Source organism: Acinetobacter sp. KS-LM10 (assembly GCF_036896575.1).
GTDB classification, from domain to species: domain Bacteria; phylum Pseudomonadota; class Gammaproteobacteria; order Pseudomonadales; family Moraxellaceae; genus Acinetobacter; species Acinetobacter avistercoris.
Genome location: NZ_CP145906.1, coordinates 2,411,221 through 2,426,288, shown reverse-complemented (window position 1 = coordinate 2,426,288; position 15,068 = coordinate 2,411,221). Strand labels below are relative to the sequence as shown.

Genomic DNA, 15,068 nt, shown 5'->3' with positions numbered 1-15,068 from the left:
TTTCCATTCAAAGTTCTCATAGTGCTTAGAGTATCTATGGTTATTTTTTCATTAAGATGACACGAATAGTGTATTAAATTGAGATCACTCTTTCATACAATTTTAAACACATCTCAATCGATAGAACACTGAAATGTATACAGCATATTTTAAAGTTTAATTTCTAATCATGGGGCCTTTGATCGCGCCTTCATATTTTCTTCATAGTTTCCTAAATCTGAAAGGTTTCTGTTATTTAAACTTGTTTTTTTATGAGTTGTCACGGAAGATCAATCGGCTTGATCTGTTTTTAATCATTGTATTTTTCTTTTCATCCAAGAATGAAATAAACGCAAGAATGAAATAAACGAATGTTATCTAAATTTTTTATTGAACGTCCTATTTTTGCAGGCGTACTCGCAATCATCGTTATGGCGATGGGTATCTTTGCAGTCAATAGCTTACCTGTGGAGCGTTATCCTGATATTGCGCCTCCTCGGATTACTGTATCTGCAACATATACAGGGGCAGATGCTGAAACAGTAGAAGAAAGTGTGACCCAAGTTTTAGAACAACAAATCAAGGGTATCGATAACTTACTTTATTTTAGCTCAAGCAGTGACTCTTCAGGGCGAAGTCGTATTAGTCTCAGCTTTGAAAATGGAACGGATCCTGACACTGCTCAAGTACAAGTTCAAAACAGCATTAATGGCGTGATCAATCGTTTGCCGGATGATGTGCAAAGACAAGGGGTGAACGTTTATAAGTCTTTAAGCGACACCTTTATGGTGGTCGGTTTATACGATAGCCTCAATAAGAGTAATAATATTGAGCTATCTGATTATTTAGCAGATCACATTGAACAAGAAATTGCTCGAGTTGCAGGTGTGGGTGAGGTCGATGTTTTTGGCTCCCAATATGCAATGCGAATTTGGCTAAATCCCAATTTACTGAAACAATACTCGCTGATGCCAAGTGATGTTCGGAGTGCTATTGAAGCTCAAAATACACAAGTAGCTGCAGGTGGGATTGGTGATCTACCGACAGTAGAGGACCAATATTTAAATGCCAAGGTGACAGCAGGCTCTCGGTTAAGAACCGTAGAAGAATTTAATAATATTATTGTTAAAGCCTCTGCAGGCGGAAGTTTTGTTTATTTAAAAGATATTGCCCGAGTCGAATTGGGCGCGGAAAACTATCAAGCCTTTAATACAATTAATGGTTTTCCATCTGGTGGATTAGCCGTTTCTATGTCATCGGGTGCAAATGCTTTAGAAACCTCTGCACAGATCAAATCGATTTTAGACGAAATCACCAAAAAGTTGCCTGAAGGCTATAAGATCGTTTATCCACGCGACAACACACCTTTTGTTCAAGAATCAATCAAAGAAGTCATTAAAACATTGATTGAAGCGATCATCTTGGTGGTGCTGGTGATGTTCTTGTTTTTACAAAGTTGGCGTGCAACCTTAATTCCGACCTTAACTGTACCGATTGTTATTTTTGGAACTTTTGCCGTTTTGTATGCACTCGGCATGACCATTAATACCCTGACCTTATTTGCACTGGTATTGGCCATCGGACTGCTGGTTGATGACGCTATTGTGGTGGTTGAAAATGTCGAACGCTTAATGCATGAGCACAATATGACACCACGGCAGGCGTCCATTGAATCCATGCAGGAAATGACAGGTGCACTGATTGGTATTACCGTCGTATTGACAGCGGTCTTTATTCCTATGGCATTTTTTAGTGGTTCGACAGGCGTGATCTATCGCCAGTTTTCGATCACGCTAATTGCAGCGATGTCCTTATCACTCTTAGTTGCTTTAATACTGACGCCAGCTTTATGTGCTTTAATTTTAAAACCAAATATCAAGCCTCAGCGATGGGCGATTTGGTTTAACAAGAACATGGATGCATTGAAAGGTCAGTATTTAAAATTAGTTCAAAAGACATTTGCTTTGAAATGGGTGGTTTTGGTTATTTTTGCGGGTTTAATCAGTGTGTTTGCATTGATGTATAAATCATTGCCTACAAGTTTCATTCCAAGTGAAGATCAAGGTTTCATCAGCGTTCAGTTTCACTTAGCTGAGGGTGCACCGATGTCGAGCAGTCGTGTAGTGGGGGAAGAAATTAGACAATATTTTCTGGAAAAAGAAACCGCAAATGTCGAGTTGGTTCAAATCCGTTATGGGCGCAACTTTTCTGGTACAGGACAAAACTTGGGAACAGGCTTTGTTGCATTAAAACACTGGGATGATCGAACAGGTGCCGATAACTCTGCGCAAGCAATACGAGAGCGAGCAATCAATCATTTTAAAGGGCATAAAAATGCACGCATAATGGTGAACTTGCCAGGTGCAGTCAGTGGCTTAGGAGACACCAATGGCGTGGAGTTCTGGATTCAGGATATCAATGGTCAAGGCCGTAAGTATCTAAATGATCAGTTCTTGTTAATGGAACAAAAAGCACGAGATTTTAGCAGTTTTGAAAATTTAGGCAAAAGATCGAATCCTGATAAAGCAAAATTGAAAGTTAATATCGATCAAAAATTAGTGATGGTGAATGGTCTTTCACAATCAGCAATTAATAGTACGCTTTCTTCAGCTTGGGGCGGTTCATATGTGAATGATTTCATCGATCGTGGTCGAATCAAACGTGTGATGATGCAAGGTGAAGCAGAATATCGCTCGAAACCAGAAGACTTAAATGCCTGGTCAGTGCGTAATAATCTCAACGAAATGATTCCATTTAGTAATTTCTCAACAGTCACTTGGGATGGCGGACCGGATGTGGTCAACCGCTTTCAAGGCTATACTGCGCTGCAGATGGAGGCTGATACAGCAAAGAATGTCAGTTCTGGAGATGCGATGAGCGATCTCAAGACCTTGGTGGATCAACATGAAGGTTTAGGGATTGCATGGAGTGGTTTATCATTTCAAGAGCAAAAGTCGAGTACTCAAGCCGTATGGTTGTACTTGATTTCCGTTGCATTTATTTTCTTGTGTTTGGCTGCCTTATACGAGAGTTGGACCATACCAACAGTGGTGATCGCTGCGATTCCACTGGGTATTGGTGGCAATATCATTTTTAGTTGGCTTGTCGGTTTTCCAAATGACATCTACTTCCAAATTGCACTTTTAACCACAATTGGGCTGTCATGTAAAAATGCAATTTTAATTGTAGAGTTTGCTGCTGTAGCGCAAGAGCGCGGATTAACTGCCGTCAAAGCAGCCATTGAAGGGGCGGGTTTACGCTTACGTCCAATCTTAATGACCTCCTTGGCTTTTGGTGCAGGTGTTGTTCCTCTGGTTTTTGCGGCGGGTGCCGGTGCTGCGAGCCGTCAAGAGATAGGTGTGAGTGTGTTAGGTGGTGTCATTTTTGGAACGTTATTGGTTTTGATTTTTATTCCCTTTATGTATGTACTGATTCGCTCTATCTTTAGCACTAAAAGTAAGGTAGTAAGTTAAAGATTGGAATGGACGTATTCTAGAGATTTGTTCTTTGATTTTTTAATTTATTGAGCCTCTTCTCCTTTAATTGATTGGCAATATATTGAGATATAAAAATACCTTATCCCTTTGGAAGAAGCTTAGGATGAGGAAATAGGCATAATGAGTGTGTTGTGTGAATACTAAATTTTGAAAGAAGTCTAATCGATTGTTATTAAATCTAATTGATTATTATTAAAGTTTATTTAGAAAGTCAGATGAGTAAAGTTTTTATTAGAGCAGCTAATAATTATAAGCTGAGATTAAATTTAGATGATCTCATCTTCTCAGCGGTCTATTCAAAGATCCATTCAAAGACCCATTAGAATTGGGTTTGGTCATACATGATAATGAATATAAGAGGTTAAAATGTCTGCTCAGGATATCCTACAGAAAAATATAATTTCTGCATTAGAACAACAAGATATATCTGGTCTTTTAGCGATCACTGATAAAACCAATGCTGCAACCTTGGCTTTGCATATTCAGAAATTGACCATCGAACAGCAAAGTAAAATTTTAAAGATTATTCCTCAGTCTGCGTATGTTTTTGAGTTTTTTCCACTGAGTCAGCAACTGGCTTTATCCGATAAAATGGATGCAACGCAATTGACTGAATTAATTTCAGATATGCATTCGGATGAGCGAACAGATCTTTATAAAGCGTTACCTCTAAGCATGCAACAACAGGTTTTTGCTCGCCTAAATCGAGATAAACAAGATCAAATTAGAAATTTAATCACCTATCCAGAACAATCTGCTGGGTCAATTATGAGTTCAGACTTTGTGACCATGTCACCTGAACTTACGATGCAGCAAGCGATTGAACAGCTACGGCGTCTCGCACCTGATCGTGAAACTTTATATCTTATTTACATCACCAATGCAGAAAAAAAATTAGAAGGGGTTGTTTCACTCAGACAAATTATTCAATCTGAGCCTGATACCACGATCGCAGAAATTATGAGTACCGACTTGGTGGTTGGGCGTGTCGATGAAGATCAGGAAGATACCGCCAAGGTATTAAATCACTATGATTTCATTGCTTTGCCGATTGTCGATCATCAGGATCATCTTTTGGGAATAGTGACTTATGACGATGTCATGGATGTCCTAGAGGAAGAGTTTACCGAAGATTTTTTAAAGGGAAGTGCGGTTGAGTCAAGTTCAAATCTCAGTTTGAAATCAGCGCCTATATTGTCCTTATATCGGCAGCGGGTTTTTTGGCTGGTGATTTTAGTCTTTGGTAGTCTGCTGTCAGGTGTCGGCATTGCCCACTTTGAAGAAATTATCGCAGCCAATATCGTATTGGTGTTTTTTCTGCCGTTGTTGGTGGGAAGTGGCGGTAATGCAGGTTCACAATCCGCAACACTCATGGTACGTGCTATGGCAACAGGGGATGTATATGCAAAAGACTGGTTTAAATTATTGGGGCGAGAAAGCTTAGTGGCTTTATGCTTAGGCGCTACGATGGCATTTGCAGTGTCTTTATTGGGCTTTTTTCGGGGCGATGAAATGGTGGCCTTGGTGCTAGCGCTGAGTATGATGGGCATTGTGATGATGGGGTGCTTAATTGGAATGAGTTTGCCGTTTATCTTGAATAAACTAGGACTTGATCCAGCGAGTGCATCAGCGCCTTTGGTGACGTCGATTTGTGATGCGACGGGGGTAATCATTTATTTATTCATTGCATCAAAACTCTTACTCAATTTAACCTAGTGATTATATTTTCATTGTTAAAAGATCAGTAAACATTAAAAGTATATTGATTTAGTGATGCAAACCCGTTAAAAACAGTGATCGATGTAGTGAAAATTATTATGACCCAAAAAAATAAACTCACTCAAACTGAAGTGATTCAACTTGAACGTGATTTGGCGAAATTTGCCAATATGATGGATTCAGTCGTGCGTATTCCATTCACTAAACAAGGGGTGGGCGCAGATGCAGCATTGAGTACGATTCCTGTCGCTGGTGATATTGCTGGCTTTGTTTTAACCTGTTATGCCGTCGTTAAAGCGAGACAAATTGGTGTTCCACAAGACAAGTTAAATGGCGTGATTAAATTGGCTGTCATGGATGCAGTTGTTGGTTTTATTCCTGTTGCAGGCACGATCTTTGATATCTTTATTCGTCCAAGTCGTAAGGCTTTAGCAGTAGTACATGATCATATTCGTGAAGAATACGACATCAAGACTGACCATCACGTGGTTCATCCATTTCTACATGAAAAATTAGAAAAGAAACAGCAGAACTCCGCTTTTTGGAGAAATTCTGTCGTGGCTTGGATTTGGCTTCATATTCCAGATATTCTCGGCCTTATATTTCTTGCGATTTTTGCTTTTGCCATTTGGATGGGAGGTAGTTGGTTGTGGCAGTGGTTTCAGCAATAACGCTTAAAACTTAAAACTTAAAACTTAAAACTTAAAAAATAGGTAGACAAGACTGATGCACTTTAAAGGCAGCATAACGGCGAACTTACCTGCAATCGATTTTACTGAAACAGAAAAATTTTATCATTTTTTAGGATTTTCTACGGTCTTTCATTCTGCCGAATGGATGATTCTAAAATTAGATGAGATGTTGCTGGAGTTTTTTCATCATCCTGAGCTTGATGCTCAAAACTCTTGGCATAGTGCCTGTATACGAGTAGAGAATATCGAAGAATATTTTGAGTATTGGTCAGAGTTGAATTGGTCTTTATTTCCAGTCGCAAAAATGACTGCGATCGAGCAGTTGGATGACATTCGTATATTTCATATCGTGGATATCAATGGAAACTTATTGCGTTGTATACAAGAGATGCCTTCGACTCAATGATCCAATGACGATTAAGTAATGAATAAGATCTACAGACGATGAATTGATAAATCTAGAAAAGAAAAAGCCTTCAATACTGAAGGCTTTTTTTGAATCACAGTTGAATCAACAGATTTAATAAAGTGCTTTAATTAACTGAATTGATTAACCGCTTTGATTAACGAATCTAATCAACTAAATCGCTAATTGCTTAACGACAATCAAGTTGACGTAAAGCTGCAACACGTTGTTCAATCGTAGGGTGGGTTTGGAATAAGGCTGCAAGACTAAAACCTTCTTCTTTACCTGCCGAAATAGCAAATGCTTTCATTTCTTTAGGCATTTGATCAGGCATTTCAGATTCGCTTTGTAAACGAAGTAATGCATTGATCATCGCGTCTTTACCAGCCAAACGAGCGCCAGCTTCATCTGCACGGTATTCACGATAGCGAGAGAACCACATCACGATCGCAGAGGCCAAGATCCCAAATACAATATCTAAAGCGATAGTAATGAGGAAGTAGCTCCAACCTGGTGCTTCACCTTCTTCACGACCAAACACATTACGGTCAATAAAATCACCGACGACACGAGCGAAGAACATCACGAAGGCGTTGACGACACCTTGCACCAATGCAAGTGTCACCATGTCACCATTGGCAACGTGACCAATTTCGTGAGCAAGTACCGCGCGTAGTTCATCTTTGTTCATACGCTCAAGTAGACCCGTAGAAACAGCGACTAACGCGTCATTCTTATTCCAACCTGTTGCAAAGGCATTGGATTGGTATGAAGGGAAAATACCCACTTCAGGCATTTTAATTCCTGAACGCTGAGCAAGTTGAGCAACCTCTTGTAATAACCATGCTTCTGCTTGATTACGTGGGGCATTTGGATCTATTAACTCTGTACCTGTGGTCTTTTTTGCCATCCACTTCGACATAAGTAGGGAGATCATTGATCCCACCATACCGAAGACAAAACAGATGACCAATAAGTTGCCAAGATTCAAGCCACCCGCGCCATGGTAACTACCGACACCGAAGAGTGACAAGATTATGCCAGCTACCACCAGTACCGCGAGGTTGGTAAGCAAGAACAAACCAATCCGCATCATCGAGAAAATCCTCTTATAAGTAAAAATTGATATGATTTTTGAATTAAAAAACACAGCATTAAATATGCGTTCTCAACTTGAAAAATTCAAGGTATAAATGCAAATAAATATCAAAAAGTTTGATTAATTCGAAATATAAATTTTTGCAGAGGCTGTCGCATGAGAGGTTGAATAAGAACTAGACGGCGCATCTGTATAACGACCATCAGCGGCAATAATGATTTGTCTTTGCGAATATTTAGGTGTATTGGACTCTTTTACTTGATCTAAATTATTTTCACTCGTTGAGTAATTGGCAGATTGAGCGATCACTTGCGTATTGTTTGAACTTGATGCATTTAAACTATTGAGGCCAGTAGCATATAAGTTGTGAAAACGACTGGTCACGCGCTTTACATAGTCTTGAGTTTCACGAAAAGGCGGGATACCTCCATATTTAGCGACATTACCTTCACCCGCATTGTATCCAGCCAATGCTAAATGAGTGTCGCCATTAAAACGTTTGAGCAGCCAAGCGAGATATTTTGCGCCTGCAAATATATTTTGTTGTGGATCATAGGCATTACTGACATTAAAGCGTTTTGCTGTGGCTGGCATGAGTTGCATTAAACCTTGAGCACCCACTGGAGAACGCGCGTTGATATTAAAACCAGATTCGGTATGCATGACAGCTTTGATTAAACCTTCGGAAATCCCATGCGTTTGAGCTGCTTGACGAATATAATGGTCAAAAGCATTTTTATTTTGATTCTGACTCGGTAGAACGGACGCTTCTGTTTTACCCCAGTTGCTATAACTATGAATATTACTGTCAGGATAGTAGGTTTTCTTTTCGACTTTTAAATGACTGTAATGTCCTTTTTTATTGGTCAATAGCGTTGTGCCATTTTGATCTTTTAATTGATAAATCGTTTGACCTGCCAAAATCTGCGGTGAAACGACAAGAACGTTTACGCACCCCAAAAAATAAATCCATTTAAACGTCATCAATTTTTTCATTATTTTTTTAAATTCAGCTCGTACGATGTAAAAAAGTAGATTAACAAAGAATATGTTCATTAAATACTATGTAATGTTTTTTAACAATAGATTTGCAAAAAAGCAAGTCTAATTTGTTGGGTTATTATCCAAAAAAAATATTTATTTTTATTTATTTTTAATCAGTTGACATGCATAAGTCATTGATAAATATAAACTATAAACGGTGGTTAAAAAATGATCAATTTAAAGAGAAGGCCCATCTAGCCTCGGTAAAAGTTTGTCAAGCCCTATTAAGTCCACAATTTTATCCACAGGTTTTGTGGAAAACTGTGGAAAAGTCCAAAAGATAAGCACTTGGGTTAAAAATTGAACGCAAGCGTCCATTTTTAATGTGTGAATAAGACAGAAAGATGAAAAGAAATAAAACTTTTTAAAAATAAAAATTCTTTAGATGCGATTCATTAACGAATCAGATAAAATTAAGCAGTTTTTTTTTTATGGTTAATGTCGTCTATGTACTCGCCAGTTGAATCCAATCAAGGGTTTAATTTTAAGCCAGAACCTCCTACGAGCTCTGCATATTATCGTTTGTTGAAAAAACTTCGTCGTCAGGTGGGTCACGCAATTCGTGATTTTAAAATGATTGAGGAAGGCGATAAAGTCATGGTCTGTGTGTCTGGTGGTAAAGACAGTTACACCATGCTGGATATCTTGTTACAATTTAAACGAATTTCACCAGTCAAATTTGACGTTGTGGCGGTCAATTTAGATCAAAAGCAACCAGGCTTCCCTGAAGATGTTTTACCGCGTTATTTAGAAGAAAATAACATTCCTTATTATATCTTGGAAAAGGACACCTATAGCATCACCAAGAAGTTGACGCCTGAAGGCAAAACTTATTGCGCTGTATGCTCACGTCTGCGCCGTGGTTCGTTATATGGTTTTGCACAAGAGATTGGTGCAACCAAGGTCGCTTTGGGTCACCACCGCGACGATATCATGGCAACGTTCTTCTTAAATCTATTTCATGGCGGAAGCTTAAAAGCAATGCCACCGAAATTATTGTCATCTGACAAAAAGAATATTTTGATCCGCCCTTTATCCTATGTTGAAGAAAAAGATATTATTAAATATGCGGAAATGCGCAATTTCCCGATTATTCCATGCAACTTGTGTGGATCTCAGGAAAATTTACAGCGTGCGATTATCAATGACATGTTACGTGCCTGGGATAAAGAACATCCGAAGCGCTTACACAGTATTTTTGGCGCAATGCAAAACGTTTCACCATCACAATTAGCAGATCGTGAATTATTTGATTTTGAAGCACTCGATCAACAACGTACATTTGATTTTACTGAAAGTGATGCGACGGCTGAAGAACTACAAACTAAACGTATTAATATGGTGAATTTAGGTTTTGCTGTTGAATAATATATCGTGAAATAAAAAAGCACTCATTTGAGTGCTTTTTTATGATTTGAATATTTCGTAGACTTTAACTCATGCGTTCAAGTCTTTAAATTAATCTTGGAGATAGTGATGGGTTGATTTTTTCTACCAAGACGATCATGTTCAGAGTTGTAATAAAGCATTGACAAATAAGGTAATGAACCTAAATTTATCGCTTTTTAAGCAAATGAAATATTTATTTAAAAAATTGAACGTAGAGTACAAAAAAACGTATGGCTTTTCGAAATTATCATGCTATAACAATTTAGAAGCTAGATGCTCACAATGCTGTTATCTTGGATAGGTAACGCAATAAATTGAATAATACATTGAGGAAAGAACATGCCTGCTTTTTTAACTGATGATTGGTTTGCAAATGTTGATAAATTAACTGCTGAGGCTGGTGATTTAAATCTACCTGCGTCTTTATCTAATCTTGCTTTGAATTTGGTCGTAACAGGTGGTGAAGGTACAACTGAATTATCATTGGATGGTGGTAAAATTCAGAAAGGTGCTTCTGCAAATGCAAAAACGACATTGAACTTAGATGCTGACACGCTTCGTAAAGTTTTCTTGGAATTTGATATGGCTGCGGCAATGCAAGCATTTATGACAGGTAAAATCAAAGTCCAAGGCGACATGTCTCAATTGATGGCTTTACAAACTGCAAAGCCGAGCCAAGAGCAAAAAGATTTATTCAAAAAAGTATTAGAGCAAACGACTTAATACTTTTAAAAAAAAGCTTACCAAAAGGTAAGCTTTTTTTTATTTAACTTGATCAAGTTAAATTTAAAATCGTTCATTTAATGCGATTAAATTAAAAAGACAAAATTAAAGCGATAAAAGATAAGCAATCAGATTAAATACTTTGTAACTTCGGTGTCGATTTAATATGTTCGAGATAAGCGCGTATTCTCGTTACATACTGTACAGCTTGCTTATATCGGCTATTGCTGGACTGATTGCGATTAAGAAAGTCATAAAGTTGAATCCAATCATTAGGATCCTTACCTTGTGCTTTTAAACGTTTCATAATGCCATCTGTTGCACCAGGGCCCATGTTATAAGCCACCAAAGCATACCAATAACGATCTTGCACAGGAATATGGCTGTATTTAGACATCATCAGGTCAAAATACTTAGCCCCGCCTTGAATACTCTGATCAGGATCAACACGATTAGAAACGCCCATGGCTTGAGCAGTATTATTGGTGAGCATCATAATGCCACGAACACCGGTCGGTGATACTGAATCTGGCTTCAAAAAAGACTCTTGATAACCAATCGCAGCCAAAAAGTGCCAATCTAAATTGTACTGTTTCGCTGATTTTTGAAAGCTTGCTTTATAAACGGGTAGGCGTGAAGTCAAATTACGTTGGATAATAGTCCAATCACTTTTTTTCACGACATTGCGGTTATAGAAAGAAGCCATTTGTTGAATGGCACCATTTTGCTTACTTTGACAAACGAAACCACTCGCTGTTTCTGTCAGTGGATCTTCTGCACGCTTAAATACCCAGTTGATATCAGGGTTTAATCCGTTCTTTTCTAAGCTACTAAATTCGCCACACGTGGCCGAAAATCCAGTAAGTTGTTTAGCTTCAATCGTCTGTATTGAAGCTGTGGTCATAGCAAAATTGGCTTTACCTTGCTGAACCATTTTTAAAGCTGCTTCATTATTTGGAACAGTTTTAAATTTTAATTTTACATTAAGACTTTGTGCATAGCTGCTGACTAAGTCATAACCAAACCCATGCTTGAAGTTTCCATCTTTAAATACAACAGTTGGATTAGAAACAGCAACGACAGTTAAGGTGTTTGTATTTACGACAGTGTTATACTGATTGGTCTTTGTTGCATTGATCGCGTGGAAAGGGATGAATGCTGTAGCGAAAACCAGTGCTTTAAATAGGAGAGAGGGAGTAAAAGGTCGTAGGCTAAGCCTCGTACCAGAAGTAGAACTACTGTGCATGTTGTCTCCGCTACAAGTAATTTATGCCCAAAAAAAGCAAAAGCAGTACTGCTTTAAATCTTTAATTTAAAGTGAATAAATTCAATAAGAGTGGGCGTCATGTACGTCATTCAAGATGACATGTGTGGATGGAAAAAAGATGAAGACAACGTCTTCGTACAAAAAGTAATCAAACTAAAACATGTGCGCATAATAATAACGAAATTTAACAATGTCAAATTTTGCACAAAAAATAATTTAAAATGAGCATTTAAGTTTTTGATTTAACTTGATTAAATAAATTATATTATTTTTATCTGTATAAATTAGGCATAAATTGCTTCGAAATGTGACCAATATGTAACTAAAAACATGAATTTTTAAAGGAATAATTCAAGTAATTTTAGATGATCATCACTGTGTAAATAAAAACTAAGTTTCTAAAAAATTAAGATAAAATACTTAAAAATAAATTTTAAAATAGTGATTTGGTCACTAATTTTTTTGGAATTTTTTGTAACAAGCAGATGCGTCTCTGACTTGAATTCGATGTTTAAAAAACAAGCTAATTAATCATAATTCTAAATATTCTCATATGCCGAGGAGGGCAATCGAATTTTGGTTTTTTATGTCTCATTATTCGAAGATTTCAAATCATTTCTGCATTGAAAGTCAATTTAAACTAAATGAATTCTCGTTTTCATCGTTGGTCGTTCTTTGCATAAAAATTCAGCATCACTATTGCCTACTTCTAAAATTCTTTTTGAGTGTGAAGGCATGATTGCAAATCAATTTATTTCAGCCCAAGGATTTTTTTATTCAAATGATCATTTAAATGCATGATGGGTTTTCTCTTCACTTATTATATTGCTGCTTGATGAACGAAAATTGGTTGTTGTTATGGAAGATGTGATTGTTATTATGGAATGAAAGGTTATTTTGTTATAATAAGGATAGTGCTCATTATCTTGTTGAGGTGATACATCGAATACAGATATGAAGAGCCAAAACTCTTGGATTAAAAATTCTTTGCAAATATTTTAAGCATAATTTATGAAGCTATATAGATAGTCGCGTATTAAATAAAAATTCTATTTAAATGAAGAATATAAAATTCTGAATATCGTTTGAATCCAGATCGTGATACTCAATCTTTGAGTCATCTAGTAGCAGTTGCTAATTCAAGATTTAACGATAAAGGTATATATAGATTTTCTTTAAGTTTTCGATAATTTTTTCAATCGGTAGACCATTTTTTACGAGTTTAGTGATAACGATTTAATCGTGCTCTTGGGTTTGTTGTGACTGTTTTTATGGTGACTATTAAAGAAAGAGATCAGGCACTAAAATTTAGCGTTGAAAGACTCAGAAGTAAAAAAGATTAAGATGAAAAAATTTAGCAAAAACATAAAAGCAAAAGACATTGAACTAAAAATGTTGACCTGAATTAAGCAACCATAGGAGTGATCAATTTAAGGATGCTGTTATAGATTTTTAAAAATCTATTGGAAATTGACTTAAAGTATTTTGCTTAAATCGATTATTTCTTTTAAGTATTCAAATTTTTAGATGGTAAAATCCTTGATTTAAACTTTGATCATACGACTCCTACAGACAAGGATAAATGCTTGAGTTTAGTAAAATTGAAATGATGTTTAAGATTATTTTATATGCGAATTCAGTAAAATATTTGAGTCATAAATTGGTAAAAAGACTCAAATCTGCTTGAGGTATTCATCTAAAAATTATTTTAAGAGCGTTCAATGATTTAAGCATGCATTAGAAATTTTAATTTCAACTCATATATTTAAATTGAACAAAACATAAGTTTTTTTTCAATACTAGGAAATTTTAATGCAAACTGAGTAAAGTTCACTCTCGAAATTATTAAACTTCATGCTACAATTGCGCCAATCTTAGCACGGCTTAAAAGCCCTAATTTAATAGGACCTCGCTAATGTTTGCCAATATCTCAATAGCTGAATTTGATCCAGAAATCGCGAAAGCAATTACCAATGAAGATGCACGCCAAGAAGCGCACATCGAGTTAATTGCTTCTGAAAACTATTGCTCACCAGCAGTAATGGAAGCGCAAGGTTCTAAACTTACCAATAAATATGCAGAAGGCTATCCAGGAAAGCGTTATTATGGTGGTTGTGAATACGTAGACGTGATTGAGCAATTAGCGATTGATCGTGCTAAAGAACTCTTTGGTGCTGACTATGCTAACGTTCAACCTCATGCAGGTTCTCAAGCAAATTCAGCTGTTTACTTGGCACTTCTTAACCCAGGTGATACAGTACTGGGTATGAGCTTAGCGCACGGTGGGCATTTGACTCACGGTTCTAAAGTAAGTTTTTCTGGTAAAACATATAATGCTATTCAGTATGGTTTAAACACTGAAACTGGCGAAATCGATTATGAAGAAGTTGAACGTTTAGCTGTAGAGCATAAGCCACGTATGATCGTTGCGGGTTTCTCTGCGTATAGCCAAATTGTAGATTGGCAGCGTTTCCGTGATATCGCGGATAAAGTTGGTGCTTACTTATTCGTAGATATGGCTCACGTTGCTGGTTTAGTGGCTGCTGGTGTTTACCCAAGCCCAGTACAAATCGCTGACGTAACGACAACTACGACGCATAAAACACTTCGTGGTCCTCGTTCAGGTTTGATCCTTGCGAAAGCAAATGAAGAAATTGAGAAAAAGCTTCAATCTGCAGTATTCCCAGGTAATCAAGGTGGACCATTAGTTCACGCGATTGCTGCGAAGGCAATTTGTTTTAAAGAAGCGATGGCTCCTGAATATAAAGAATATCAAAAACAAGTGGTTGTAAATGCGAAGGCGATGGCTGAAGTATTAATCGCACGTGGTTATGATGTTGTTTCTGGTGGGACTGAAAACCATTTATTCTTATTGTCTTTAATTAAACAAGACATTACAGGTAAAGAGGCAGATGCTTGGTTAGGTGCTGCTCACATTACTGTGAATAAAAACTCTGTACCAAACGATCCGCGTTCTCCGTTTGTAACGTCTGGTATTCGTGTGGGTACACCAGCGGTAACAACTCGCGGTTTCGGTGAAGCTGAAGTACGTGATTTGGCAGGTTGGATCGCAGATATTTTAGATGCGAAAGGCGATGAAGCTGTAATTAATACGGTGAAGGCAAAAGTTGAAACGGTTTGTGCTAAATTCCCAGTTTATGCATAAGCGGTTCACTTAAAAAAAGCCCTCATTTTTGAGGGCTTTTTTTAGTCTTTAATAAAATTAAATAACAAGTCATTTATGCATCTCATT

The 15,068-nt window shown here is 37.2% G+C and carries 10 protein-coding genes; 7 read left to right on the top strand and 3 right to left on the bottom strand.

Going from position 1 to position 15,068, the window contains the following annotated elements; genetic code table 11:
- Nucleotides 1-350: 350 nt before the first annotated feature.
- From V5M36_RS11045 to V5M36_RS11030, 4 genes are all read left to right on the top strand, one after another.
- Nucleotides 351-3,452, top strand: a complete 3,102-nt coding sequence (locus tag V5M36_RS11045) for a multidrug efflux RND transporter permease subunit (protein ID WP_338558938.1) — start codon at nucleotides 351-353, stop codon at nucleotides 3,450-3,452.
- Nucleotides 3,453-3,842: 390 nt separating this feature from the next.
- Complete coding sequence (gene mgtE / locus V5M36_RS11040) at nucleotides 3,843-5,192, top strand: magnesium transporter (RefSeq protein WP_338558936.1); 1,350 nt, start codon at nucleotides 3,843-3,845, stop codon at nucleotides 5,190-5,192.
- 101 nt (nucleotides 5,193-5,293) lie between these two features.
- On the top strand, nucleotides 5,294-5,866 hold the full coding sequence (locus V5M36_RS11035) for a DUF4112 domain-containing protein (protein ID WP_338558933.1): 573 nt from the start codon (nucleotides 5,294-5,296) through the stop codon (nucleotides 5,864-5,866).
- A gap of 55 nt (nucleotides 5,867-5,921) precedes the next feature.
- Nucleotides 5,922-6,293: a hypothetical protein gene (locus V5M36_RS11030; protein ID WP_338558930.1), complete on the top strand. Its 372-nt coding sequence runs from the start codon at nucleotides 5,922-5,924 to the stop codon at nucleotides 6,291-6,293.
- A 190-nt stretch (nucleotides 6,294-6,483) separates the two neighbouring features.
- Here the strand turns inward: V5M36_RS11030 and htpX are convergent, their stop codons facing one another.
- Nucleotides 6,484-7,389 (bottom strand): protease HtpX, encoded by a 906-nt coding sequence (gene htpX, locus V5M36_RS11025; protein WP_338558928.1) that lies wholly within the window; start codon nucleotides 7,387-7,389, stop codon nucleotides 6,484-6,486.
- A gap of 123 nt (nucleotides 7,390-7,512) precedes the next feature.
- A complete protein-coding gene (locus V5M36_RS11020) occupies nucleotides 7,513-8,388 on the bottom strand; it encodes a lytic transglycosylase domain-containing protein (protein WP_338558925.1) in 876 nt (291 codons plus the stop codon).
- A 495-nt stretch (nucleotides 8,389-8,883) separates the two neighbouring features.
- On the opposite strand from V5M36_RS11020, the gene ttcA reads away from it, so the two are divergent.
- The gene (gene ttcA, locus V5M36_RS11015; protein ID WP_338558923.1) at nucleotides 8,884-9,804 is read left to right on the top strand and encodes a tRNA 2-thiocytidine(32) synthetase TtcA; all 921 of its coding nucleotides are present in this window, start codon (nucleotides 8,884-8,886) and stop codon (nucleotides 9,802-9,804) included.
- 360 nt (nucleotides 9,805-10,164) lie between these two features.
- Nucleotides 10,165-10,548 (top strand): SCP2 sterol-binding domain-containing protein, encoded by a 384-nt coding sequence (locus tag V5M36_RS11010; protein WP_338558921.1) that lies wholly within the window; start codon nucleotides 10,165-10,167, stop codon nucleotides 10,546-10,548.
- A gap of 133 nt (nucleotides 10,549-10,681) precedes the next feature.
- Here the strand turns inward: V5M36_RS11010 and V5M36_RS11005 are convergent, their stop codons facing one another.
- Nucleotides 10,682-11,794: a transglycosylase SLT domain-containing protein gene (locus V5M36_RS11005; RefSeq protein WP_338558919.1), complete on the bottom strand. Its 1,113-nt coding sequence runs from the start codon at nucleotides 11,792-11,794 to the stop codon at nucleotides 10,682-10,684.
- A gap of 1,936 nt (nucleotides 11,795-13,730) precedes the next feature.
- Here V5M36_RS11005 and glyA point away from each other — a divergent pair.
- The gene (glyA, locus tag V5M36_RS11000; RefSeq protein ID WP_338558917.1) at nucleotides 13,731-14,981 is read left to right on the top strand and encodes a serine hydroxymethyltransferase; all 1,251 of its coding nucleotides are present in this window, start codon (nucleotides 13,731-13,733) and stop codon (nucleotides 14,979-14,981) included.
- Nucleotides 14,982-15,068: the final 87 nt, after the last annotated feature.